The 24892-nt window shown below is 62.4% G+C and carries 24 protein-coding genes and 1 pseudogene; 16 read left to right on the top strand and 9 right to left on the bottom strand.

Going from position 1 to position 24892, the window contains the following annotated elements:
* Positions 1–94: 94 nt before the first annotated feature.
* Both FQ746_RS11125 and FQ746_RS11120 read left to right on the top strand, forming a co-directional pair.
* The gene (locus FQ746_RS11125; protein WP_144109402.1) at positions 95–1318 is read left to right on the top strand and encodes an AAA family ATPase; all 1224 of its coding nucleotides are present in this window, start codon (positions 95–97) and stop codon (positions 1316–1318) included.
* A 19-nt stretch (positions 1319–1337) separates the two neighbouring features.
* On the top strand, positions 1338–3083 hold the full coding sequence (locus FQ746_RS11120; protein ID WP_144109400.1) for a cobaltochelatase CobT-related protein: 1746 nt from the start codon (positions 1338–1340) through the stop codon (positions 3081–3083).
* Positions 3084–3092: 9 nt separating this feature from the next.
* Here FQ746_RS11120 and FQ746_RS11115 read toward each other — a convergent pair whose 3' ends face one another.
* The gene (locus FQ746_RS11115; RefSeq protein WP_144109398.1) at positions 3093–3773 is read right to left on the bottom strand and encodes a MarC family protein; all 681 of its coding nucleotides are present in this window, start codon (positions 3771–3773) and stop codon (positions 3093–3095) included.
* Between the two features lie 329 nt (positions 3774–4102).
* On the opposite strand from FQ746_RS11115, the gene FQ746_RS11110 reads away from it, so the two are divergent.
* The 4 genes from FQ746_RS11110 (at position 4103) to FQ746_RS11095 (ending at position 8476) form a co-directional block, all read left to right on the top strand.
* Positions 4103–4318, top strand: coding sequence for a DUF3311 domain-containing protein (locus tag FQ746_RS11110; RefSeq protein ID WP_144109378.1), 216 nt, complete (start codon positions 4103–4105; stop codon positions 4316–4318).
* A complete protein-coding gene (locus FQ746_RS11105) occupies positions 4315–5787 on the top strand; it encodes a sodium:solute symporter (RefSeq protein ID WP_144109376.1) in 1473 nt (490 codons plus the stop codon). The genes FQ746_RS11110 and FQ746_RS11105 overlap by 4 nt, the downstream gene beginning before the upstream one ends.
* 325 nt (positions 5788–6112) lie before the next feature.
* The gene (gene glgA, locus FQ746_RS11100; protein ID WP_144109374.1) at positions 6113–7717 is read left to right on the top strand and encodes a glycogen synthase GlgA; all 1605 of its coding nucleotides are present in this window, start codon (positions 6113–6115) and stop codon (positions 7715–7717) included.
* Positions 7718–7828: 111 nt separating this feature from the next.
* Positions 7829–8476, top strand: a complete 648-nt coding sequence (locus FQ746_RS11095) for a glutathione S-transferase family protein (protein WP_144109372.1) — start codon at positions 7829–7831, stop codon at positions 8474–8476.
* A 28-nt stretch (positions 8477–8504) separates the two neighbouring features.
* Here FQ746_RS11095 and FQ746_RS11090 read toward each other — a convergent pair whose 3' ends face one another.
* Positions 8505–9359, bottom strand: a complete 855-nt coding sequence (locus FQ746_RS11090) for a phytochelatin synthase family protein (protein ID WP_260853979.1) — start codon at positions 9357–9359, stop codon at positions 8505–8507.
* 212 nt (positions 9360–9571) lie between these two features.
* Between FQ746_RS11090 and FQ746_RS11085 the strand changes: the two genes are divergently transcribed.
* Both FQ746_RS11085 and FQ746_RS11080 read left to right on the top strand, forming a co-directional pair.
* Positions 9572–11005: an MFS transporter gene (locus tag FQ746_RS11085; protein WP_144109370.1), complete on the top strand. Its 1434-nt coding sequence runs from the start codon at positions 9572–9574 to the stop codon at positions 11003–11005.
* A gap of 761 nt (positions 11006–11766) precedes the next feature.
* Positions 11767–13026 (top strand): MFS transporter, encoded by a 1260-nt coding sequence (locus FQ746_RS11080; RefSeq protein WP_222105863.1) that lies wholly within the window; start codon positions 11767–11769, stop codon positions 13024–13026.
* 83 nt (positions 13027–13109) lie between these two features.
* Here the strand turns inward: FQ746_RS11080 and FQ746_RS35010 are convergent, their stop codons facing one another.
* The gene (locus FQ746_RS35010) at positions 13110–13355 is read right to left on the bottom strand and encodes a zinc-binding dehydrogenase (RefSeq protein ID WP_222105862.1); all 246 of its coding nucleotides are present in this window, start codon (positions 13353–13355) and stop codon (positions 13110–13112) included.
* A 34-nt stretch (positions 13356–13389) separates the two neighbouring features.
* Positions 13390–13569 (bottom strand): annotated as a pseudogene (locus tag FQ746_RS35585) (alcohol dehydrogenase catalytic domain-containing protein); the annotation flags it as partial.
* Between the two features lie 265 nt (positions 13570–13834).
* On the opposite strand from FQ746_RS35585, the gene FQ746_RS11070 reads away from it, so the two are divergent.
* Positions 13835–14308, top strand: coding sequence for a cupin domain-containing protein (locus FQ746_RS11070; protein ID WP_144109366.1), 474 nt, complete (start codon positions 13835–13837; stop codon positions 14306–14308).
* A gap of 38 nt (positions 14309–14346) precedes the next feature.
* Here FQ746_RS11070 and FQ746_RS11065 read toward each other — a convergent pair whose 3' ends face one another.
* Positions 14347–14790 (bottom strand): winged helix-turn-helix transcriptional regulator, encoded by a 444-nt coding sequence (locus tag FQ746_RS11065; protein ID WP_144109364.1) that lies wholly within the window; start codon positions 14788–14790, stop codon positions 14347–14349.
* Positions 14791–14867: 77 nt separating this feature from the next.
* Here FQ746_RS11065 and FQ746_RS11060 point away from each other — a divergent pair, with 77 nt between their 5' ends.
* Positions 14868–15770: an SDR family oxidoreductase gene (locus FQ746_RS11060; RefSeq protein ID WP_144109362.1), complete on the top strand. Its 903-nt coding sequence runs from the start codon at positions 14868–14870 to the stop codon at positions 15768–15770.
* Positions 15771–15797: 27 nt separating this feature from the next.
* On the opposite strand, the gene FQ746_RS11055 is transcribed toward FQ746_RS11060, so the two are convergent.
* Positions 15798–16571 (bottom strand): SDR family oxidoreductase, encoded by a 774-nt coding sequence (locus FQ746_RS11055; protein ID WP_144109360.1) that lies wholly within the window; start codon positions 16569–16571, stop codon positions 15798–15800.
* A 223-nt stretch (positions 16572–16794) separates the two neighbouring features.
* On the opposite strand from FQ746_RS11055, the gene FQ746_RS11050 reads away from it, so the two are divergent.
* Positions 16795–17676 carry a LysR family transcriptional regulator gene (locus FQ746_RS11050; RefSeq protein WP_144109358.1) on the top strand — a complete coding sequence of 294 codons (882 nt, stop codon included), beginning with the start codon at positions 16795–16797 and terminating at the stop codon, positions 17674–17676.
* Between the two features lie 193 nt (positions 17677–17869).
* Here FQ746_RS11050 and FQ746_RS11045 read toward each other — a convergent pair whose 3' ends face one another.
* From FQ746_RS11045 to FQ746_RS35160, 3 genes are read right to left on the bottom strand one after another with little or no spacing between them, the layout of a single operon-like run.
* Complete coding sequence (locus FQ746_RS11045) at positions 17870–18184, bottom strand: membrane dipeptidase (RefSeq protein ID WP_144109356.1); 315 nt, start codon at positions 18182–18184, stop codon at positions 17870–17872.
* 18 nt (positions 18185–18202) lie between these two features.
* On the bottom strand, positions 18203–19015 hold the full coding sequence (locus FQ746_RS11040) for an IS5 family transposase (RefSeq protein ID WP_144109354.1): 813 nt from the start codon (positions 19013–19015) through the stop codon (positions 18203–18205).
* A gap of 19 nt (positions 19016–19034) precedes the next feature.
* Entirely contained in the window at positions 19035–20150 is a 1116-nt protein-coding gene (locus FQ746_RS35160) for a membrane dipeptidase (protein ID WP_260853978.1), read from the bottom strand.
* Positions 20151–20506: 356 nt separating this feature from the next.
* Between FQ746_RS35160 and FQ746_RS11030 the strand changes: the two genes are divergently transcribed.
* The 5 genes from FQ746_RS11030 to FQ746_RS11010 are packed head-to-tail and all read left to right on the top strand — an operon-like array spanning position 20507 to position 24884.
* Positions 20507–21364, top strand: a complete 858-nt coding sequence (locus tag FQ746_RS11030; RefSeq protein ID WP_144109352.1) for a transporter substrate-binding domain-containing protein — start codon at positions 20507–20509, stop codon at positions 21362–21364.
* Between the two features lie 46 nt (positions 21365–21410).
* A complete protein-coding gene (locus FQ746_RS11025) occupies positions 21411–22073 on the top strand; it encodes an amino acid ABC transporter permease (RefSeq protein WP_144109350.1) in 663 nt (220 codons plus the stop codon).
* Positions 22074–22093: 20 nt separating this feature from the next.
* Positions 22094–22747 carry an amino acid ABC transporter permease gene (locus FQ746_RS11020; RefSeq protein ID WP_144109348.1) on the top strand — a complete coding sequence of 218 codons (654 nt, stop codon included), beginning with the start codon at positions 22094–22096 and terminating at the stop codon, positions 22745–22747.
* Positions 22744–23616: an amino acid ABC transporter ATP-binding protein gene (locus tag FQ746_RS11015; protein ID WP_144109346.1), complete on the top strand. Its 873-nt coding sequence runs from the start codon at positions 22744–22746 to the stop codon at positions 23614–23616. The genes FQ746_RS11020 and FQ746_RS11015 overlap by 4 nt, the downstream gene beginning before the upstream one ends.
* Positions 23613–24884, top strand: a complete 1272-nt coding sequence (locus FQ746_RS11010) for a M20 family metallo-hydrolase (RefSeq protein WP_144109343.1) — start codon at positions 23613–23615, stop codon at positions 24882–24884. The genes FQ746_RS11015 and FQ746_RS11010 overlap by 4 nt, the downstream gene beginning before the upstream one ends.
* Positions 24885–24892: the final 8 nt, after the last annotated feature.

Here is a 24892-nt window from a genome sequence, read left to right as displayed (position 1 = left end):
GCGGTGTGAGCGGCGAGGCAAGGCAGTCACGCGACGATTGAACGGGAGTCGGGATAAGATAGCCGGTCATTCGACCCCCGCCTACTTTCCCGCCATGAACGCGCCTGACCTGACTACTGACGAACATCTCGGCCTTTATCGACGCGCCACCGAACAGGGCGCCGAATGGTGGCGCGTCAGTCTCGCGGACCGGCCGGAAAATTACCGGCTCGAACATGGCCTCGGCGATAGCGGAAACGCCGGCGCGGTCGACATGGACCTCGTGGTCGATGCCGAGAACCTGCGCGCGAAACTAAAAAAATGGCGGCGTGAGGGCTTTGCCGTCGAGTCCGACGAGGCGCACGACGACTCGGAAGAGGCCAAACGCGACGCCTTCATGCCCGAATTGCAGCGCGTGGCGGCGCTCGCCACGGCAGCGAAGCGGCCAGCTTCCACACCGCGAAGCGCCAGCGTACGCATCGGCGAGATCGACGTGCCATGTGGCAGCGAAACCCCGCTCGTCCCGCGCATCAACCCCGCCTATCTCTTCTCCGAGCGCTTTAACGACATCGTCGCCGACATCGTCGAGAATCGCCGCGTGATGCTGATCGGTCACACCGGCGCGGGCAAAACCAGTCTGATCGAACAGGTCGCCGCACGAGCGCAGCACGGCGTCCTGCGCTCGAATATGAACGGCCAGACCACCGTCGGCGATTTCGTCGGCTTCTGGACCGTCAAGGGCGGTGAGACCATCTGGGTCGACGGCGTGTTGCCCACGGCCATGCGCGAAGGGCTCTGGCTGATTGTCGATGAAATCGATTTTGCCGAGCCGTCGATTCTCGCCGCCCTCACCGCCGTGCTCGAACCGCACGGCCGTCTGGTACTCAAAGAGAAAGGCAACGAGATCGTCGCGCCGCATCCGGACTTCCGTCTCTTCGCCACCGCGAACGCGGTCGGTGCGATGGGTCAGTTCCGGCATCTGTACCAGGGCGCGAATCTGATGAACGAGGCGTTTCTCGACCGCTGGCGCGTTTATCTGCTCGACTATCTGACACCGGCGGAAGAAGCCGACGTGCTGATGCGCACGCTCGCCCCGCACATGACCCGCACGCTCGCCACCACCCTCGCCGCGATCGCCGCCGACTGCCGTGCGGCTTTTGCGCGCGAAGATCTGTCGAGTGCTTTCTCGACGCGCCGTCTGCTCGACTGGGCCGAACTGATGTTGCGTACCGGCGATCCGGAGCGCGCCGCCGGCCCTGCGATCTATGCGAAGGTCAGTCCCGAAGATGCCGCGCTGATTCGCGGCATCGTCCGGCATCACATCGCGCCGGCCGCGTAACCGACGGAGCGCCACGCAGATGAACGCCAGACACGTACCGCGCGACACGCGAGGATTCGCGTTCGAATCGACGCTGAGCAAAGTCGCGCGCGTGTTGACCGGGCAATACGGTGTGACCGTCGTGTTCAGTCCGGACGGCCCGCGCGTCGAGCCCGGCCGCATCGTGATTCCCGATTACGACCTGAACGACGAAGTCGATCGCGACGTCATGATCGGCTATCTGGATCTGCTCGTCGCGCGCGCGAAGCACGCGTCGCTCGCGCAACTCGACGCGCTGCCCGCAGGCGTCACCGCGAATCTCGCGCAGGTGATCGACGACCGCCGTGTGTGCGCGCAACTGCTCGACGAATATCCGGGGGCGCGCTGGTTCATCGGCAAGCTGCGTTTGCATGCAGCCGAACGGGTTCGGCAACGCTGGCCGCAACTGCATTGGCGCGAGCGGCTGGTGTGGCTCGTGGAGCGCACGCTGTGGGACGAAAAGCCAACGCTGACCGAATCGAGTCACTCCCTGCTGGCCGCGCTGCACGCTTCGCAGGATCTGCTGGACGAAGCGCGCGCGAGCCGTTCGACCGCGCATAGCATCGCGGCCGCCGAGGCATTGGTGGCACGGGTACGGGCTTTGTCGAAAGGCGACGTGAACAGCATGGTGTTCACCGCCGACCCGCTCGAAGACATCGACACGCAGACAGCCCCGTCCACCGCATTCGGCGATGACGATACCGTGCTGGCCGATCAGGGCGACGCCGCCTCGTCGCCATCGGATCAAGGCGGCGGCGCTGAAGCGGACGACGTGGTCGGCATGGGTCAGTCTCTAGCGGACGCGCAGATGTCCTCCGCGCAATCCGACAGCGCCGGACGTTCAGGCGCAAGCGCGCGGCGCCCGACGATGTCGATCCCGCTCGCCACCGAGTTCGACGAGATCGCCGACCTCACCGGCCGCGGCGACAGCGCCGCATGGCGCGAACTGCGCGTGCGGGCGCGTGCCGACACCGCGCCGCTGAAGGAAAAGCTCGAACGCGCGTTGAGCGCCGACGAACGCACCCGCTGGCGACGCGAACAGGAACGCGGCGAAATCGACCGCACGGCGCTCGCCAGACTCGCGACGTCGCCCGGTTATCGCACGCCGTTTCGCACGCAACGCGCCGCCAAAGGACGCGATGTGGCCGTGTGCCTGCTGATCGACCGCAGCGGCTCGATGGCCGGACGCAAGATCGACCTCGCGCGTTTGTGCGCGAGCGCGCTGTGCGATGCGCTGACGCAACTGTCCTTCGATTGCGAGGTGCTCGGCTACTGCTCCCGCGAATCCGCACCAATGAAGCAGCTCTACGAACGGCAGCTTGCCGCCGGCGCCGACTTGAGCCGCTACAACCGGTTTATCGAGCAGCTCGATCTGAAAGTCTATAAACGTTTCGGCGCGGTGGATTTGAGCGGCATTGCCGAGATCGATTGCGGTCACGAAAATCCCGACGGCGAAGCGCTCGCCTGGGCGGCTACGCGTCTTGCGGATCATCCGGCGGAGCGGCGCATCCTGATGGTGTTGTCCGACGGCTATCCGTCGACGGGCGATGGCGACCCGCAAGTCCTGCGCAGCGACCTGCGCGAACGGGTGGCGGCAATCGGCAAACGCGGCATCGAAATGGTCGGTATTGGCGTGCTGACCGATGCGGTGGAAGACTTCTATCCGCACAACGTGGTGGTGAGCCGGCTTGCCGAATTGCCGACGACGGTGTTCTCGGTGTTGAGCACGATGCTGCTCGCGCGCTGAGCGTGACGGCTATTTCACCGGTGCCTGCAGCGTTGCAATCGGAATCAGGAACTCCGAGAAGCCAGTCAGGATAATCTGCACGCCGATACACAACAGCAGAAACGACGACACCCGCATCGCCACCTTCGTGCCTTCCACGCCGAGATATCTCGCGAAAACGATCGCCCGGCTATAGACCAGATACACGGTCAACGCCACCGCCAGCGAAATCACTACCGACGCGACGCTCGACAGGACGAAAGCCGAGAGCTTGTGCGTGCGGTTCGCGGTCAGCGCAATGGCGGTGGCGATCGAACCCGGCCCCGTGGTCAATGGAATGGTGAACGGGAAAAATGCCTTCGACATCGCATTGTCCGCATCTACACGCTTCACGCCGGGCTGTTCGGCGGGCTGAGGCGTGTCGGGCGCGTTGAGCATTTGCCAGCCGCCCACCGCGACTGCCAGACCGCCGCCAATGCGCAGCGCTTCCATTGAGATGCCGAAGAAGTGCAGGATCGGCGTACCGATGAAAAAAGCCACCAGCAGCACGCATAAGACGTTGATGGCAATTTTTCTGGCGAGCGCGGTGCGCTCTTCCGTGGTCAGTGAAGCGGTGCGATCGAGAAAGACGAAGGCGATGCCAATGGGGTTGATGATGCTGATCAGTCCGGTGAAGCCGAACAGAATGTCCGAGATCAGGCTTTCGACCATATGCGTTCCGTAGGTTCGTGCGTACGCCTGTCGTCAGGCAGGCGTTCAGGTGGCCAGATGATATCGCGCGGCGCCTCTATCAACCGTAAAAAAGCGTCGCACCGGCCCGCCTGCCGCGCCGCAGCACCAACCCACCGAACGCACCGGCAAACACGCCTCGACAACGCTCCACGTTGCGTCGCAGCAAGCCTCCCACGAAAGATGCGCGCGCAACTTTCAATATCCCTACAGTATTTTGACTAGCTTTACGGGGACGAAGTAACAGGCATACAGTGCCCAGCGAAGCTGCACTTTCAACGAAACGTACCGACCGTCCGAGGAGTTGCCCCATGTTGCTTCGTGTTCTCGCCGCGCTGCCGTTCATCGGCATTCTGCTCGGCGTCCCGTTCGTGAATCGCGTCGAGCCGCTGGTGCTCGGCATGCCGTTCGTGCTGACCTGGATCGTTCTCTGGGTCGTGCTGAGCGCGGTGATCATGGCGATCATCTACTGGCTCGACCCCACCAACCGTCAACTTGCCGTCGAGGCCGAGGAGGCTCGCCCATGAGCGCACTCATCATCATCGCGGCGATTACGGTGTTCGCCCTCTACCTCGGCGTGCGCGCGCGGCGCGGTCACGACATGAGCCTCGAGCAATGGACCGTGGGCGGCCGCAGTTTCGGCACTGCCTTCGTGTTCCTGCTGATGGCGGGCGAGATCTACACCACCTTCACCTTTCTCGGCGGCAGCGGCTTTGCTTATGGCAAGGGCGCGCCGGTCTACTACATCCTCGCGTACGGCACGCTCGCGTACATCCTCTCGTACTGGATGCTGCCGCCCATCTGGCGTTACGCGAAAACTCACCGGCTGGTGTCGCAACCGCACTTCTTCTCGCGCAAGTACGACAGCCCGGCGCTCGGCACCCTCGTCGCGCTGGTGGGCGTGGCCGCGCTGATCCCCTATCTCGTGCTGCAACTGAAGGGCTTGGGCATCATCGTCGCCACCGCGTCGTACGGGATGATTTCGTCGACGGCGGCGGTCTGGATCGGCGCAGCGGTGGTGACAGCCTATGTGATCGTCTCCGGCGTGCGTGGGTCGGCGTGGAACTCGGTGGTGAAGGACCTGATGATTCTCGCCATCGTGCTGTTCCTCGGTATCTATATGCCGCTGCACTACTACGGCGGTTTCGGCAACATGTTCCGCGCCATCGACGCCGCGAAACCCGGCTTTCTTACGTTCCCGGCAAAAGGCTCGAGCGTGATCTGGTTCCAGTCCACCGTGCTGCTGACGGCGCTGGGCTTCTTCATGTGGCCGCACACCTTCGGTTCGATCTTCACCGCGAAGGACGAGCGCATTTTCCGCCGCAATGCGATGGTGCTGCCGCTCTATCAGCTCATCCTGCTGTTCGTGTTCTTCGTCGGCTTCGCTGCCACGCTGAAGGTGCCGGGTTTGACCGGCGGCAACATCGACCTGTCGCTGTTCCGCCTGTCGCTGCAGACTTTCGATCCGTGGTTCGTCGGCGTGATCGGCGCGGCGGGCATTCTGACCGCTCTGGTGCCGGGCTCGATGATCCTGACCTCCGCCTCTACCCTGCTCGCCAACGACGTGTACCGCGGCATGCTGAACCGCAAGGCCAGCGACGCGTCGGTCGCCAACCTCGCGCGTTTCCTGGTGCCGGTGGTCGCGCTGGTGGCCGTGGGCTTCACGCTGCAAGGCGGCGAAACGATCGTGGCGTTGCTGCTGATGGGCTACAGCTTCGTCACGCAACTCCTGCCCGCGGTGATCTGCAGCCTGCGTCCAAATAACCGCGCCACCAAGCAAGGCGCGTTTTGCGGGATTCTGGCAGGGGTAGCCGTTGTGGCCGCAACGACCACGATGCATCTGAGCGTCGGGCAGATGCTGCCGTTCCTGTCGGATTCGCTCAAGGACATCAATATCGGCTTCGTGGCGTTGGCCGTGAACATCGTGGTGTTCGTGGTGGTTAGCGCCGTAACGAAGGCTCAACCGGTCGAACAGAAGCCTGCTGCAGCGCATTAAAAACTGCTCCCGCAGATTCGCCTGAAAGAGGCCGTCGCTTCGCAGCGACGGCCTTTTCTCTTTTGCGCCCGACGTCTTCGCGTTTCAATCCGGCGTATGCCAGTCTTGCCCGCTGGTCGAACGTCAAATCTACACATCAATGCAAAAAAGCGCTGGGTGTTATTCAAGGGTGCTCGGGGCAAACCCTCGCTTTGCACTGCAGCACAAACCTCGCGCCGAAAAATAATTAGAACTCACCCTCAGGCACACCCCTTGCTCAAATAAAGCCATTCGCGAATTCCACTGCACTGTGCAAGTGCACAAAACCCGTCCCTGGGGGGCCATTTTGTCGCTCAACGTTCTTCTTGTCGCTTCCGAAGCGCTGCCGCTCGCCAAGTCCGGCGGCCTCGGCGACATGGTCAGTGCTTACGCCGCCGCGTTGCGCGACGCCGGCGTCGACGTCTCGATTCTGATGCCTGCCTATCCCGCCGCACTCGAACAGGCGGTCGATGTCACTTACGTTGCACGCATGACCGGTCTGCCCGGCGGCGATGCCAAACTGCTGCGCGCCCAGATGCCCGATACGGGCGTCACGGTGTTGCTGCTGCAGATGGATCATTTGTTCGCACGTGAAGGCTTGTACCGCGATCCGCAGGGACGCGACTATCTCGACAACCTCACCCGCTTCGCTTCGCTCGCCGCAGCGGCCACGCGCATTGCGCGCGGGGTGCGCAACGTGAAGCGCCCCGACATCGTGCACGCGCACGATTGGCATGCAGGGCTCACGCCGCTTTACATGCGGCTCGCGGGCGTCGCAGCAAAAAGCGTATTCACGATTCACAACCTCGCGTTTCAGGGGAATCACCCGCTGGCGATGGGCGCGTGGATCGGCGTGCCGCCCGAACTGCTCGCGCCGGCTCTGTCCGACGAACGCAGCATCGAGTTCTACGGTTCGCTCAGCATGATGAAAGCGGGCATCGTCCACGCGGACCGCGTGACGACCGTGAGCCAGCGCTATGCTCGTGAGATTCTGACGCCGCACTTCGGCCATGGCATGGAAGGCGTGTTGCAGGCTCATGCGGGCAAGCTCTCGGGCATCGTCAACGGTATCGATGCGCTAACGTGGAACCCGGCGACCGACGAACACATCGCCCGCCCCTATTCCGTCGACGACACCGCCGGCAAGCAGGCCTGCAAGCGGGAACTGCAACAGGCCTTCGGCCTGACGCGCGATCCGTTCGCGCCGCTGGTTGCGATCGGCAGCCGTCTGACCGAGCAGAAACTCGCCGACGTGGTCGTGCATGCGCTGCCGGTGCTGCTCGAACGTCATCCGCGTTTGCAGTTTGCGATTCTCGGCCAGGGCGAGCGCGGACTCGAGCAAGCGCTGCAGGAGCTCGCCGCTGCGTGGCCGGGACGCGTCGGCGTGCAGATCGGCTACGACGAGCAGCGCGCGCATATGTTGCATGCGGGCGCAGACGTGCTGCTGCACGGCAGCCGTTTCGAGCCGTGCGGTCTCACACAGTTGTATGCAATGCGTTACGGCACGATTCCCGTTGCGTCACGCGTGGGCGGTCTCGCCGATACGATCGTCGACTATGCGCCGGACCACGGCGGGGCGAATGAAGACAGCGCAACCGGTTTCCTGTTTGAAGGCGAAAGTCGTGACGACGTCCTGCATGCGGTCGATCGCGCGCTGGCCGCTTTCGTGCGGCCCTCGTCGTGGCATGCGTTGCAACGCAATGCAATGAGCCGCGATTCCGGTTGGGAAGCCTCGACCTCGCACTATCTCGCGTTATATGCGGATCTGGTCGAAGCCCGTCCGGCTTTGCGCGATGCTCCTCGCACGCGCAAGACGCCGTTGCGTCAACGTGCGGCCTCGACCGGCACCCGCCGCCTCCATGCCGAAGACACTTTCAACACGGGCGTGGCGGAGATGGCACGCAGCGCATGAAACCTCTCGCTGCCACCTCGTTACAGGTGGCAGCCGCCTGACAAACGACGGTAGACTACGCGCGTTCAAACCCGCTCGATCGCAGCTCGATCGGCATGTGACGGAGCGCGCATGTCTTACCTTCTCTACTATTCGCCGGGCGCGGCGAGTATGCCGGTGCACTGGATGCTGCTCGAAATGGGCGTTCCGTTCAGCGCCAGGCTGGTCGATATCGACGCCGGCCAGCAACACGACCCCGAGTATCTGAGGCTCAATCCATCCGGCCGGGTGCCGACGCTGATCGTCGATAACGTGCCGCGTCACGAATCCGCCGCCTTGTTGATGCTGCTTGCCGAGCGGCATCCCGAAGCGGGCCTTGCGCCCGCACCCGGCACAGCAGACCGGGCGGCCTGGCTGGAACAGATGGTCTACCTCGCCAATACCTTGCTCCCTGCCATGCGCGACTGGTTTTATGCCGCTGTCGACGGCGACGCCGCCGGTGCCGAAGCGGTCCAGGCGCTCGCGCGCCAACGCATCGAAACGGCCTGCGAGACGTTCGACGCGCAACTCGCCGACGGACGCGACTACCTGGTCGGCGGCCAACTCAGCACCGTCGATCTGCTCGCCGTGGTGCTGCTGCGCTGGACGCGCAACATGCCGCGTCCCGCATCTGGCTGGCCGGATCTCGCCCGCTATATTCGCGGTTTGCGTGCGTTGCCGTCGTTCATCGAACTGAACGCGCGCGAGAACCTCAAGGAGTGGCGTAACGAAGACGAGTGAGCGTCCGTAGTCGCCGCCACTGCTTCGTTCAGTTCGGCCGTCGTGTCACGACCACGAGACCGCGCGACAGGTTACTGACGTTATCCACCGCCTGCGCGCCGGCATACAGACGCGCCACCGGCACCCACACCGCCGGATACTTGTAGCGCGCGACATCCAGCAACAACGCGCTGTCGCTGTGCGCGTCGTACGCGGCCAGCGGCGACCAGTGTCCACCGCCCACCTCGCCGATTTCCGTGCGATGGAAATTCAGCAACGCAAAGCGATCGGCGTGACGGGTGGTGTCGCGAATCAGCCGGCGAAATTGCGGCAAGGTCAGATCGGTCGCGTGGTACCTGGTCACGTTCACCGGGAACGTCTGCAACGCCGTGGCCAGTTGATCCAGCGTCATCCCCTCCTTCGACACCTGCGCGGCGTTGGCCACCTGCGCATCCATCCCGTTGAAGAAGTCGGTCTGCGAGTAGAACGGGAAGTCCGGATACTGACTGGACGCGGGACGCTGGATCCCCAATGCGTTGAGCACCATGACCGAACTCGCAACCGAACAATAGGCTTCGTTGCGCTGGGTCTCGTAGTACTGCGAGAGCGGCCAGTACGATTGATTGTCGGCGCTGAACTTCAGACGCAACTGACCCGCGGGTTGCGTCAACGCCAGCAGCTTCGGCGGCACGGGCAATGGACCGTCGGCCGCGGGCTTCACGGGTGGCGCGGGGTTCGACGCTACCGGCGCACTGGCGGCCTGAGGCGCCGACTGGGCGACGCTCGGTGCAGCGGCCACCTGATCCGCGCCTGGCGGCATCGGCGCGCAGGCAGTGAGCGCGACGGCCAGCATCGTCATGAAACCCGCGCGCCCGGGCACGCGTTCTAGTAAATATCTGGACATTGATCCTTCCGTTGCTGATGAGTGGGATGACTGCGCCGCGTCGATGAAGCACCAAGGGTCTCTTTAACACGAAATTCAGCGCCACGTGAGCGCGGACTCTTTCGCGCCCGACGCAAACCCGCTCGCAGACAGGCGCATCGCGCTGTTACCATGACCGCCTCGCGCCACCCCTTGTTCCCGTCATTTCGCTTTCGACTCAGGAGTGTCTGTCGATGCCGGTCTCGTCCCCCGCCGCGATGCGCCCCGGCGGCTCCCCGTTGATCACCACGCTGGTCGCCGCCGCTTTGTTCATGGAGAACCTCGACGGTTCCATCATCGCGACCGCGCTGCCGCAAATGGCGCACTCGTTCCATATCCGTCCGGTCGATCTGAGCGTCGGCATGACCTCGTATCTGCTGACGCTCGCGGTGTTCATCCCGATCAGCGGATGGCTGGCCGACCGGATCGGCGTACGCACCGTATTCACCGCCGCGCTGGCCATCTTCACCGCGGCCTCGATGTTGTGCGGCGTGACCGACACGCTCGTCGAGTTCACCGGCGCCCGCATTCTGCAAGGCATCGGCGGCGCGATGATGGTACCGGTCGGACGACTCGCCGTGCTGCGCGTCACGCCCAAAGAACAGTTGATGCGGGCCATCTCCATCATCACGTGGCCGGGACTCATCGCGCCGGTACTCGGGCCGCCGTTGGGCGGCTTTATCACCACCTATTCGTCGTGGCGCTGGATTTTCTATCTGAACGTGCCGCTTGGTCTGATCGGCATCGTGCTGGCGTGGCGCTTCGTGGGCTCGGAGCGCGATGCGGACTGCCGCGCGTTCGACGGGCTCGGCTTTCTGCTGACCGGCGTGGCCGGCACCTCGGTGATGTATGCGATGGAAGCGATCGGCCGTGACGACGCGTCGTGGCATAGCGCGCTGCTATTCCTCGGCATCGGCCTCGCGGCCTGCGCGGCCGCGTGGTTTCACCTGACGCGCAGCGCGCATCCGCTCATCGACCTGTCGGCGTTCCGCATCAAGACGTTCCGGGTGGCGATAGGCGGCGGCTCGCTGTTTCGCATTTCGATCGCCGCGGTGCCGTTCCTGTTGCCGTTGATGTTCCAGGTCGGCTTCGGCATGAATCCGTTTCAGTCGGGCTTGCTCACGCTTGCCGTGTTCGCGGGCAATCTGTCGACCAAACTCGTCACCACGCAGATCATGCGGCGCTTCGGTTTTCGCACCGTGCTGGTCGTGAACGGCGCATTCGCCGCGCTGACGCTGGCCAGCATGAGCCTGCTCGAACCGGCGACACCGTATGGGTGGATTCTGCTGGCGCTGTTCGTCAGCGGCGTCGCGCGCTCGCTGCAATTTACCGCCATCAACACGCTCGGTTTTGCGGACGTGCCCAAGCCGCAGATGAGCGGCGCGTCGACCCTGTCGAGCACGTTGAGCCAGATGACGATGGGCATGGGCGTCGCGGCCGGCGCCATCGCGCTGCGACTGGCTGCGTGGTGGCATGGACACGCGGCTCATGCGCTCACACCCGCCGATTTCAGTCTCGCGTTTCTGCTCGTCGCTGCGTTGAGCGTGATGGCCATTTTCGACGTCTTCACCCTGTCGTCCGATGCCGGACAGCACGTGACCGGACACCGCAGCAAGAGCGCGACCTAGAGTCGCACTTGGCCCTGATTTTTTTGATCGACGTCATCGCTCGTTATAATTCTTCACGCACCATGACGTGCATCGCAATTCGGGGCGGCTGAGTTGAATCACTGTCCAGCCGCTGTCGTTACACATCGTTCAATCGGTTCGGGCCTATTCCCGACCACCCTCACGTTGCCGGACACCTGTCCGTCCGGAACGTCGTCTGCAAGGCAGGCGGTGAAGAGCCAGGGGAGACACTGGCGCCTTCTCCGAAGTGCGGCTAAAGATCGCGCGGAAATTCCAGGCATTGGCGAAGCCGGTCAGGACATCCTGACCCATTCCGGACCCTACCCGGCTGACGGCAATCCACACCACGGCTACCGACATGTTCCGTCTCCATCCTTGCGCAGGCCCGCTGCTGGTCACGCGCCCCACGCACTGTGCACGACTCGCCCAGCGCTTTACTTACGACGATCCGTCGGCCCCAACGCGCGCGTAGATCGCGCCGGCCGGGTGCACTCGCGTGTGCTCGCTCGCCTGACTGCTCATTCCCATTGACGGATTGGCAGTCCACTCCCTGAAGTAGCTCTGCTGTCGGCTGTTTGCCCGACGGCCGTGCTGCGTTCTTTTCCGCACCGACGACTCGCTGGATGTCGTCTCGGTTAGCGTGCGCTCGTCTATCGAATGCGCGTTTTCATGGAGCAAACTTTTTTATGGCTTCCCCTGCTGACTCTTTTTCTTCTGACTCTTCATCAACCGCCTCGCCGACTCTGTTCGATCGTATCGGCATGCCAAAGTCGCTTTCGTTCGGTTTTCTCGGACTGCTGCTCTTCATGATCGGCGATGGCGTCGAGGCCGGCTATCTCGCACCGTTTCTCGCGAGCCATGGCGTTTCCACGGCGCGCGTGGCGCTGCTCTTCACGGTCTACGGCGTTGCCGTTTCGATTGCATCGTGGCTTTCCGGTGCGCTCTCCGACCTGTGGGGACCCAGGCGCGTGATGACCGTCGGCCTCGTCATCTGGGCCGTATTCGAAGTGCTGTTCCTGCGTTTCGGCGTGGCGCCCGGCAGCTATCCGATCATGGTCGCGGCGTATGCACTGCGCGGCATCGGCTATCCGCTGTTTGCGTTCGGCTTTCTCGTGTGGATTGCGGCGGCAACGCCGCCGCGTCAACTCGGGGCCGCCGTCGGCTGGTTCTGGTTTGCATTTGCCGCCGGGTTGCCGACGCTCGGCTCGCTGTTTGCCAGTCTGGCGATTCCGGCTATCGGTCAGATGGCGACGTTCTGGGCGTCGCTCGGCCTCGTCGTAGTGGGAGGGCTGATCGCGCTGCTGTGCTGCCGCGACCGTAGCGGCAGCGAGCGGCGCGCACCGGAAGGCGCAAACCCGGTCGGCATTCTGTTCGGCAGCGTGTCGATTGTCTGGCGCGAGCCGAAGATCCTGCTCGCCGGTGTCACGCGTGCAATCAATACGTCGTCGGAGTACGCGTTTCTGGTGATCATGCCGGCGTTTTTCACGCACACGCTCGGCTTCACGCTGGAACAGTGGCTGCATCTGCTGTCGATCGTTTTCCTCAGCAACATCGTCTTCAATCTGGGCTCGGGCATGGCCGCGGACAAGATCGGCTATCGCCGCGTGATCGGCTTTGCCGGTTGTCTGGGCACCGCTATCAGCGTGCCGCTGTTCTATTACATGCCGCTGATCTTCAAGGGCGACTTCGCGGTGGCAGCGGTGTTCGGCGCGTTTTATGGTGCGACGCTCGCGTGCTATGTGCCGCTGTCGGGACTCGTGCCGCAAATCTGCCCGAAGGAAAAGGCTGCGGCGTTGTCCGTGCTCGGACTCGGTGCGGGTGCGAGCGTGTGGCTCGGGCCGATTATCGTGAGTCTGTTCCAGAGCACCGTCGGGATTGCGGGCGTGATCTGGATTTTCTGCGGGCTTTATCTGTTGTCGGGTTTGCTGACCTGCTTCCTGTCTGTCTCGGAGAAGGCGCAGGCTCAAGCGAAGGCTTTAGCCGAGGATGAAGATGAGCAAGGGTTTTCGTTGAGTCACTAGGTGAGGCGTGCGCGGGGCGCGGGTTTTATCGTCGCGTGATGAGCGCATAGCCGGTGACAAAACCGCCGGCCAGCAACTCCCGCTTAGCTGAATGGCACCAGAACCAGCTTGCCGCGAGCGCGACCGGCCAGACTGATATCGAGCGCCTCGCGCCAGTCCTCCAGAGTGAAGGTCCGTGCTACCGGTATCTGGAAACGTCCCTTGGCCGCGAGTTGTCCGTATTCTGCAAGCGTATCCCAGCGAAGCTTCAACCCGCCTTCGGATTCGATGTTCTCTGCGCCGGTCCGCACGCCAATGGCAGAGAACGGCGTAGTCGGCCGCACCAGCACTCGAATAGTTCGTGAAGTCGGCCGGACCGAATACGGCATCGCCGACGGCGACGTCGGTAACGCCTTCCCCTACGGCCGTCACGACCCCCGATACATCCAGCCCAACGCCAGAAGGCAACTGGCGGGCAAACAACCCCACAGAGGCGATAGCCGATGCTCTACGCAGTCGCGGAATTGAGTCTGCACTTGCGGATCTCACCGCTGTCACGGCCATGGCCGTCACTGGCCATGGTTTGCAGACGTGGGTGAAGAATCCGTCGTCGCCGCTCGTTGAACATTTTGAAGCGGCTTTTCAAGCGCTGAAGGGTTTATCGACGTCGACTTCGAAACGCAGGAAATAGGCGCCTGGCGGGTCGATTTGCGTTCCGGCTGGAAACTGATGGGGCCGTCAACAGGTTGATTAATCGAATCAAGATTGACACGTCACGTGCTCACTCACAGAATCGGTTCTCGCTACTTCCAGGAAGCGAGGAATCCGAATGGATCATCTGAAAATCTGCATCGTGGCAGCCGATGCGGCGCCCCGTATCAAACCTTCCAATTACCCGGAGCCATTCGCATCCCGCATGGCCGGACGTGAAAAGAAACCACTCGGAGACCTCTTCGGAATCAGCCAGTTCGGCGTGAATTTGACAACGCTAAGGCCAGGCGCGGTGTCCGCGCTACATCACCAACACTCGCGGCAGGACGAGTGGGTCTTTGTTCTGCACGGGGAAGTCCAACTCCACATTGGAATTGAGAGCTATCCAATGAAAGCGGGAATGTGCGCGGGCTTTCACGCGGGTGGCCAACCACATCATATTCAGAACATTTCGTCGAGCGATGCCACGATCATCGAAGTCGGTACCCGGGCCGCAGATGATGAAGTGAGCTATGCCATCGACGATCTCGTCGCCGTGATGAATCCAGCGGGCCAGTGGGTCTTTGAACACAAAGACGGCCGGCCGTACTAATGACTGCGCGACGCAGAGCGAAAAACCGATGCGCCGATTCAAAGACTTTGCGAGCTTTCATCGTATGCTAGGCGGGCGTTCCTGATCGCCGGATGGCTGCGATCGGCCCACTGGACAAGAACGCTCAAGGGCTCGAGAACCGTTTCGCCTAAGGGCGTCAGGCGGTACTCGACGCTCGGCGGCCTGGTCGGGAACACCGCCCGCGCGATCAGTCCATCGCGTTCCAGATCGCGCAAGGTCTGCGTCAGCATTCGTTTGGAGATGTCCGGGATCGCGCGCCGAGCAGCGCTGAAACGATGCGGCCCGTTCGCCAGAGTGACGAGAACGAGCGTCGACCACTTGTCTCCGATCCGGTCAAGAACGTCTCGCACCGGGCATTGCGGGTCGAACGACCACGCTGGTCGATGCTGATGCTGGTTGGAAAAACTGCCAGATACGTCAACGGATGCCGCGTTGGTTACGCCTACGTTACCCTGTCCCAAAGTCCTGCCTCCTTCACACCGCCATGTGGTCTCGATAGAGTAACTTTTTTCCACTGGTCACCACAAGGAAGCAGGATATGTCCGATACCCCCAGGCTTTTCGTCACGGGAGCAACCGGCCAGCTCGGCGGTCTCGTCATCGAAACACTGCTCGAGTCAGTGCCCGCCAGCGCGATCGTCGCGGGCATGCGCGATCCGGCCAGGAACGAAGGAGCCGCGAACGCGCTTCGTGATAAAGGCGTAGCCGTGCGGGCCGCCGACTACACACGACCTGAAACGCTAGCGAGTGCGCTTGCAGGCGTGGACCGGCTTCTGCTCATCTCCAGCAGCGAGAATGGCAAGCGTAAGGTACAGCACCGCAACGTCATCGGCGCTGCGAAGAATGCCGGTGTTGGCCTGATTGCCTATACCAGCATTCTCCACGCTGACAGGTCACCGCTCTTCCTCGCCGAAGAACATCGCGACACCGAAATGGCCCTCGCAGAAGCCGGCGTGCCGTTCGTGCTGCTGCGCAATGGCTGGTACTCGGAGGTGTACACGTGGCGGCTGCCGCTTGCCTTGAAGGGTGGCGTCCTCATCGGTGCGGCGGGTGATGGCCGCATCTCGTCCGCCGCGCGTGCCGACTATGCCAGGGCTGCGGCGACCGTCCTGCTCGGGAGCGAGCACGCGGGTCGTATCTACGAGTTGGCGGGCGACGAGTCTTTCACGCTCGCCGAACTTGCCGCCGTGGTGTCCAAAGCGTCCGGCAATTTGACGGCCTATCGGAACATGGCGCCTGAAAAGTTTCGATCGGCGGCTCTCGAGGCAGGACTCCCGGAGATGGTGGCCAGGATTTTATCGGACACGGATGCGGGCGTGGAAAAGGGAGCGCTGTTCGATGATGGCGGCACGCTGGCCAGGTTGATCGGGCGACCGACGACGCCCTTTCAGACTACGGTGACAGACTTCGTGCGCAACCAGCAGGCGGCCGCCGAGGCTTAGGCGGAACACAAGAACTCATGGAGCGCGCTAAAAAACGCTCGGAACCAGGTTCTCACCACCCGATACTTCGAGGACCGTGCCAGTTACATAAGGGTTGGTCATCAGGAACAGCGCAGCGTGTCCAATATCGTCGACGGTGCCTGCGTGTCGCGCTGGAAAGGACTCACTCACTCTTGCTTTCAAGGCCTCGCGCTCGTTGTCGGACATAACGCGCCACAAGTCTGTGTCGACATAGCCGGGACGTATCGTGTTGACGCGGGTAGGAGCGAGTTCGAGTGCGAGCGAGCCCGATAGGGCTTCCACCGCGACAAATGCGGCGGTAACGGCGCTAAAGCCGCTCTTATGCCGCGCGGCCAGGCCACCGGTAAGGAAGGTAATCGAGCCGCCGGCTCTCAGATGGGGCGCTGCATAACGCGCACAGGCCCAACTGCCCAGGAACTTGTTTTCCATATAGCTTCGAACGCCGCGCATGTCGTCGTCCATGAACGTCCCCCAGGTCCCCAGGTCGGGCCCGGCTGTAACGGCGAGATGGTCGAATGGTCCTATGCTGTCGAAGGCCTTTCTCACGGCTGCCTCATCGCAGATATCCAGAGTCACCTGCTCGAAATCAGCCAGATCGGGACGGTCCTCCGCCGAGGTAACCCGCCGGCTGGCGACCGTCACCGACGCACCGGCTGCATACGCCGCGCGCGCAATTCCAAGGCCGATTCCTGTTTTCCCGCCGACCACTACCACCTTCTTTTCTGAAAGGCTCGATAAGGGCAGTGACGAATGTTCTCGATGATTGCTTGCAGTGCTCATGGCTCTATTCCTGATGATGAGTGTTGCGACGCTCGCTTTTGCGCCCGGCCGACCGAGAGATCGGACACACATCGATACTAATTTGATTGGTTAACATTGATAATGGGCAAATATTTCATAGGCATCATTCTCTGAAAGAATAAGTAGAGCTGCCCAGCGGAAGTTACCCGACCAATTCCAGACAAGGTCGCGCGAGGCCCGCCTCGCTCGCCAAGGAAACGCAATGGATCGATTTCATGAGTTGACCGCTTTCATTACGGTTGTAGAAGCGGGTGGCTTTTCCGCTGCCGCACGGAGGCTCGACGATTCGCAATCCGGAATGAGCAAATCCATCAGTGCGTTGGAAAAGCGGCTTGGTGTGCTGCTTTTTAACAGGAGCACGCGCAGCGTGACGCTGACCGATCAGGGGCGCAAATACTATGACCGCATCAAGCCGCTTCTCGAGGAAATGGACGAAGCGGACGGGGAGCTAACCAGCAGCGCGCTGGAAGTTTCCGGTCTAGTCAGGATCGCTGCACCCTCGACATTTGGCCGGCTGCATGTGCTGCCGCTCATTCCGCAATTGTTGGTACGCCATCCGAAGGTCGAGTTGGATCTTAGTCTTTCGGACAGCGTCCGGGATTTGCTCGCGGACGGAATCGATATGGCGATTAGAGTCGGGCCAGTGCACGATCCGGATTCAGTGGTGAAACGGGTAACGGGCAGTGCACTGGTATGCGTTGGGTCGCGCGAGTATTTTGCTCGACACGAAGCGCCCAAGTCTCCTGAAGATCTGGTCAACCACAATTGTCTTGTCTACAACGAGACGACGAATTGGGCTTTTAGCGGCCCCAAAGGAAATGTCAGCGTGCCGGTGAGCGGCAATCTTTCTTCGAACAGCATGGAGACGATTCTTTCCGCGGTGTTGGCTGGTGTAGGGATAGGCATGTTCACCCGAGCGTCGCTGGTGGATGAACTTCAGCATCCAGACATCGTTACCGTGCTCGATCAATTTACGAATGAAACGAGAGACGTCAGCGTCATCTGGCCAAAGCGCAGGTTTGTCTTGGCACGCGTTCGGGTGGTCACCGATTTCTTCGTGACGATGCTTTCTCAAAGGGTTTGAGTACTCAGCGCGCCAATGCTCGCCCCGTGTACTCTCTTCTGCACAGTCGGCTCAGATGGCGACTCCAACGAAGCCTTGCATAGAACCGCTCGCCCATCGATTGATTATCGTCGAGGGCGTCATGGGTTCTGGCCAGTTGAAATGCTGGGTGAAAGCGGCGTTTTCGAGTGAGGGGATCGCCAACCGCCGCCCCTCAGCCCGCCACCATCGTGCCCTCGAATACCCTCCGGTAATTCCCACCAAGCACCCTCCCCGTTTCCTCCTGCGAAAACCCCACTGCACGCAATTCCGCGACCAACGCCGGCAGCTGTTCGTAAGTATGAAACACAGGCGGATTGATAAACCCGAGCATATCCGTACCCAAGCCCACATGATCGACGCCGACCACGTCGGCCATTCGCATCATGCCGTGCGCCATCCCCTTCAGATCGCGGAACGAGCCCGAACTCGGCCACACGCCAATGACGCCGCCCGTATCCGCAACCGCTCGCGCATGATCGGCCGTAATAGACCGGCTTAGAGCGTGTTAGGCACTTTGAAGAACTGGCACTGCGTGAACGAGCATAAGCATTGCGAAGACCACGAAATGAAGCCCGGCAAGCGTTTTGGGTAGTCGTTCGTAATCACGTGCGAGACGGCGGAAACGGTTGAGCCAGCCAAAGCTGCGCTCGACCACCCACCGCCGGGGCAGCAGTACAAAGCCCTTTTTCGCTTCTTCCAGTTTGATCACCTGCAGTTCAATGCCTTCATCGAGTGCGGCCTGCGCTGGCTCTTTGCCCGTGTATCCCTGATCGGCAAATGCCACCTTGACCGTGTGTCCCGTTACCTGCTGGACCTGACGCGCAAGCTCTGCTACCTGTGCGCGCTCCTGTTCATTGGCAGGTGTCACATGTACCGCCAGCAACTGTCCCAGCGTGTCCACCGCAATGTGGACCTTGCTGCCGCGCTTGCGCTTATAACCGTCATAGCCCGCGCGTGGCCCGCTCTCGCAGCTCGACTGTATCGTGCGGCCATCCAGGATGACGGCGCTGGGCTGTCCCTGCCGTCCCTGTGCCACGCGTATCACCGAGCGCAGGTCGCTGACCATGTGCTCAAAACAGCCTGCCTGCAACCAGCGTTGCGTCTGCTGATACACCAACTCCCAAGGTGGAAAATCATTGGGTAGCATCCTCCAGGGCGCGCCGGCCCGAGCCATCCAGCGCAATGCATCAAACATGTCGCGCAGTCCGTATTTGCGCTGCGGCGCGGTGACGTCCATCAGCGTCAGATAAGGTGCCGCGAAGCTCCATTCTTCGTCGGACACATCGGTCGGATACCCTTTGCGGTCTGCTCTTTTCATCCCGCCAGGATACCAGGTCTCACACAAAGTGCCTAACACGCTCTAAAGGCCGGGGATGAAGCGCAAGCGCAGTATGCGACAACACCAGCGGCTTGCTCGATGTGGCCGCCGCACGTTTGACGAGATCGTACGTTCCATGCGCCACGTCCACGACGATTCCTAGCGTATTGCAACGACGCACCACGTCGGCGCCAAAATCCGTCAGACCGCCATGCACGGGCGGCACGGTCTGAATATCGCCGAGTTCGTTCACGCGATAGTGCGTCAATTGCAGGTGACGTAACTGGTGTGCGTGATAAGCCTCGTCCACACGATCGATTTGCCCTTCGAGAAAATCCGCACCCTCCGCTGAAACGATCACGCACGGGCCACGCTGCCCGTAAGCCGCGAGAGTCGCGGCATCGGTAACCACTTCGAGTTGCTCGCGCTCGACCAGCCGCCGCAAGCGAACGAATTCGGCCTGACTCAGCGCATACAGTTCACCGGGCTCGGCAGCGCGCCATGCCTCGAAGCGCTTGCGATCCGCCGACACGCGCGTGACCGTCGTATCGGTGACGATGGCCAGACAGATCACATTCATACCGCCCGCGCGCATGGGCGCGTTCATCGGCAGGAACGGTCGATCGACACCTATAGAAGGATTGCGCGAAACGATCACACGGCCGGCATGGCTGTGCATGTCGAGCGTGATCGATCCCGGCGTGCTCTGCCACGCAGGAAGCGATGTCTCGGTCGACTCGGTGTAATTGCCGAAGCGACCCGGCGCGCAAGCCGCGAGTCCGAATGCCGCGCCAGACGCCAGGAATGCGCGTCGCGTGATGCCGCGTGAGAGGTCGGACGCTTCGTCGTGACCGGCCACGATACGGGCCTCGTTAATTCGATAGCGCCAACCGGCAGGGTCATCGGGCAAGCGCTGCAGACGACCGCGCACCGTCACGCGTTGTGTATGAACCGGCACCAGTGCGTCCCCATCCGCGCGAACAAACACCTCGATGCAATCCAGCGGATCGCGCGACACGCAACCACCGCAGCACGGCTCGTTGGCCGCAAGCAGAAAGTAATCGACCTCATCTGCTAATGGATCGAGCGGCGCCATCCATCCGCTTATCTCCACGAGCGCAGTGTCTTCCGCCATCGCGCTGTCGTCACGAATAGCCGACCAGACAAGGCTCGAAACCGCTGCTTTCAATGTGCCCACAACGTTGCTCACGAAAAGGAAACGCGAAAAATGTCTCGCGGATTCTAGCGGTGACACCCACGGCATCGCAACCGGACAACGACCCATTGAACGTGAGCCAAAGCCGTGCTTGCGGCACTAATCGGGTGCGTTGATCGATGCTTCATCCCGTCCAAGGTGCAGCGAATTCGCCACCAATCCCGCGAAAACAAGGCGTCGGTCGTTGGCACACTTCATGCGTATTGACCTGCATTCAAGTCGCTTGAATTTAATTCACCCTGATTTCAACCCTGCATCGAATCTTCGGGAGCAACATGCACAAGCCTTTCCGCACACTGGTACTGTCCCTGACCGGCGCGCTCGCGCTCTGCGCTTCGGTGCCGAGCTGGTCGCAGACCAACGATCTTCTGGCCCGCGTGAAGGCGGCCAAAGAGATTACCGTCGCCACCGAAGCACGTTATGCCCCGTTCGAATCGGTCGAGAACGGCAAGATCGTCGGCTACGACGCCGACCTGCTGCAATACGTGCTGAAGTCGATTCCCGACGTGAAGCTGAAGCAGTTGGACCTGCCGTTCCAGGGCTTGCTGCCGGGCCTCGATGCCAAACGTTTCGACATGGTCATCACGGCCGTCACCGTCAATAAGGACCGCGCGAGCCACTTCGCGTTCACGCTGCCGGTTGCGGACGCAACCACTGGCGTCCTGCTGCGCGCCAACGAAACATCGCTCAAATCGCCGGACGACCTGAACGGCAAGATCGTCGGTTCGCAAACCGGTTCCGCGCAATTGCAGGCGCTGATGGCGCTCGACAAGAAGCTGAAAGACGCCGGCCAGCCGGGTATCAAGCAGATCAAGCAATACGTCGCGTTCGACGAGGCTTATGCCGACCTGGCCGTCGGCCGTCTCGACGCCGTCGCGCAATCGCTGTCGAACCTCGGACCGCTGATGAAGGCACGCCCCGGCGTCTTCATGGTGATGACGCAAACCATTGGGCCGAAGAGCTACTTCGCGTGGGTCGGCCGCAAGGATGCGGACAGCGCATCGCTCGTGAAGCTGTTCAGCGACGGCATCGCGCGCGCCAACAAGGACGGCACGATGAAGAAGCTCCAGCAGAAGTGGTTCGGCACGACGATGGACGTCCCGTCCGACACGCTGCCCGAGCCGACGATGTAATACCCGCTCGACGCTGCCTCGCCCGTAATCCGCTCATCGAGACGCCATGAACACGCCTGACCTTCTGACCCGCTGCCTCGGCTATCTGCCGCAGTTGTTCGACGGCGCGCTAACCACGCTGTGGTTGTCCGCGCTCGCCGTACTGTGCGGTTTCTTCGCCGGCATATTCATCTACACGATGTCCGTGAGCGACAGCCGCCTGCTGTCGCGCGCGGCGCGGGTCTACGTCAGCGTGTTCCGCGGCACACCGGTGCTCGCGCAACTGCTGGTGTTCTATTACGTGCCCTCGGCAATCGGCCTGACGTTGCCCGGCGTGGTCGCGGCGGCGATCGGGCTGTCGTTGAACACCGCGGCCTATCAATCGCAGATTCTGGGCGCGGGCTTCCGCTCGATTCCACGCGGGCAGCTCGAGGCCGCGAGCACCTTCAACCTGACGCGACGCCAGACGCTGTGGCATATCGAAGTCCCGCAAGTGGTGGCCGTGACGCTGCCGGCGCTGGTCTCCGAGATGATCGACGTGGTGAAGGCGTCGGCCGTGATTTCGGTGATCGCCGTGACCGACCTGATGCGCGTCGGCCAGCAACTGTCGTCGTCCAGCTATCGGCCGCTCGAGGTCTACACGCTCGCCGCGTGCTTCTACCTCGCCATCACGACGATGCTGTCGCTCGCCGCACACGGCTATGAGCGACGACTCGCCAGGCGCGGTTGAACAGGAAAAGGCCCACCTCCATGAACGCTTTTATTTCGCTCGTGCCGCGCTTCGCCGCTGCCATGCTCGTGACGCTGGAAGTCAGCCTGCTGGCCGCGTGCTTCGGCATGCTCGGCGGGTTCGTGCTGAATGCCGCGCGGATGCGCTTTCCCAAGGCACTCAGCGTACCGTACAGAATCTATGTGTGGCTGGTGCGCGGCATGCCGTATCTCGCGCAACTGGTCATCGTCTATTTCGGCTTGCCGGTGCTCGGTCTCACGATGACCGCCGTGCAGGCCACCATCGTGTCGCTGTCCTTTTACGCGGCGGCCTATTTCGCCGAGATCTTTCGCGCCGGCTGGGCCAGCATTCCCGACGGCCAGATCGAAGCCGCCCGCGCGTTCGGCATCGGTCGCCGGGCCGCGTTTCGCGCCATCGAACTGCCGCAGGCGCTAGCGTTCACGGTGCCGCTGCTCGCCAACCAGGTGATTCTCGTCATCAAGGAAAGCGCGGTCGCGTCGATCATCACGGTGCCCGAACTGACCATGACGGCAAGCGACATCGTCGCGTCCACCTACACGTACATCGGCCCGTACGCGATGCTGATCGTGTGCTACTGGCTGCTGACCCAGGCCGTTGCGCTGGTCGCCGCGCGCGCCACCGCGTTGATTCCTTTTTTGCAGAAGACGTCATGAGCGCTCTCCCTATTCTTCAACTCAAAGCGGTCGGCAAGTCGTACGGCGCGACCCGCGTGCTCAAGGGCATCGACCTCGACGTGATGCGCGGCGAAATCGTCACGCTGATCGGACCGTCCGGTTCGGGCAAAACCACCGCGTTACGCTGCATGAACTTTCTCGAGGCGTACGACGAAGGCGAAGTGTGGATCAAAGGCCAGTTGCTCGGCTACCGCTCGACAGGCCGCACCGAGCGCGACCGTGACAGCGAGGCGAGCATCGCCGAAGTGCGCCGCCCGGTGGCGATGGTGTTCCAGCAATTCAACCTGTGGCCGCACATGACGGTGCTCGCGAACGTCGCGGCGCCACTCGTGCTGTCGAAGAAAATCGGCAAGAACGAAGCCCGGCGTCTCGCGCTCGCCGCGTTGCAACGAGTCGGCCTCGAACACAAAGCGGACGCGTATCCCGCGCGTTTGAGCGGCGGTCAGCAGCAGCGCGTGGGAATTGCCCGCGCACTTGCGATCGAACCGGAAGTCATGCTGCTCGACGAACCGACGTCCGCCCTCGACCCAGAACTGGTCGAAGAGGTATTGAGCGTGATCCGCTCGCTTGCGCAGGACGGCATGACGATGGTGATGGTTACGCATGAAATGAGCTTCGCCGCGAAGATTTCCGACAAGGTGGTCTTCATGGAAGCGGGGAAGATCGTCGAAGCCGGCGCGCCCGCGCAACTGTTCGGCAATACGCAGACGCCGCGTTTGCAGCAGTTCCTGAAGCCCTGGTTCGATCGCAGCCTGTCGCCGGCCACGCTCGGCGCTTCTTCAGCGAACTCGAATCAAAGTGCGCAAGAAGCCGTCGCGCTCGCCACGCAAATTCGGGGGGCCGTATGAGCGCTCTCTCCTCACTGGCCCCACTCGGCGACGCGGCAAGCACAGTCGCCGCTCACGTCGACGCGGCGCGTCTGCTGCGTTCGATCGAAACGCTCGCAAGCTTCGGCGCGCGCAGCGACGGCGGCGTGGACCGCCCGGCACTTTCCGAACGCGATCTCGACGCGCGCCGCTATCTGATCGACCGCGCCACCGAACTCGGTTGCACGGTCACGACCGACGCCTGCGCGAACCTGTTCATCCGTCGTCCGGGCAGCGAAAACCTCGCGCCGGTGATGACCGGCAGCCACGCCGACACGCAACCCAGCGGCGGCAGGCTCGACGGCTGCTATGGCGTGCTGGCGGGCATCGAATGCATCGCGGCGCTCAATGATGCCGGCGTGCGCACGCGCCGTCCGCTCGACGTGGTGGTGTGGACCAACGAAGAAGGCACGCGCTTTCAACCCGGCGCGATGGGCTCGAGCGCATTCGTGCAACCGGCGTTGATGGAACGCTATCGCACGGTGAGCGATGCGAACGGCGTGACGCTCGCCGAAGCGCTGGATGCGCACGCAAACGCGTTCCCGTCGCTTACGGCTCGTGCGGAACAAACGCCCGGGCATGCCTTCATCGAATTGCATATCGAACAGGGGCCGCAACTCGAACTCGCCGACCTGCCGCTCGGCATTGTCAGCGGTATTCAGGGCGTGCGCTGGTATGCCGTGACCTGCAACGGTGTGGCCGCACATGCAGGCACCACGCCGATGCCGGCGCGTCGCGATGCGATGACGCTCGCCATCGCGGTACGCGCCGAGATCGACGCGTTCGCTCACACACTCGGTCTGGCCGACACGCGTGTCACGTTCGGACGCTGGTCGGTCACACCCAACTCGATCAATACGATTGCGTCCTGCGTGACCTTCACGGTCGACTTCCGGCATCCGGACGAACGCGTGCTGGCCGCTTTCGACCAGCAGATCGCGCAATGCGCGCAACGTCACGGCGTCGCGCTGGAAGCGCTCTTCTCGCACGCCCCGGTCGACTTCGCTCCCGCGCTGCTGACGCGCCTGAGCGACGCCGCCGACGCGCTCGACGCGCCGACCATGAAGCTGACCTCGGGCGCCTTCCACGACGCGATGTACCTCGCGCAACACTGCCCCACTGCGATGCTGTTCGTGCCGAGCCGCGACGGCATCAGTCACAACCCGCTCGAACATACCGACGACGATTACCTGGTGCTAGGCACACGTGCGCTCGCGCATTGCCTCACCGCTCTTTGCAACGACGCTTGATGAAGGAA

Source organism: Paraburkholderia sp. BCC1886, assembly GCF_900996245.1.
Taxonomy (GTDB): Bacteria; Pseudomonadota; Gammaproteobacteria; order Burkholderiales; family Burkholderiaceae; genus Paraburkholderia.
This window is presented reverse-complemented; position numbering and strand designations above follow the sequence as displayed.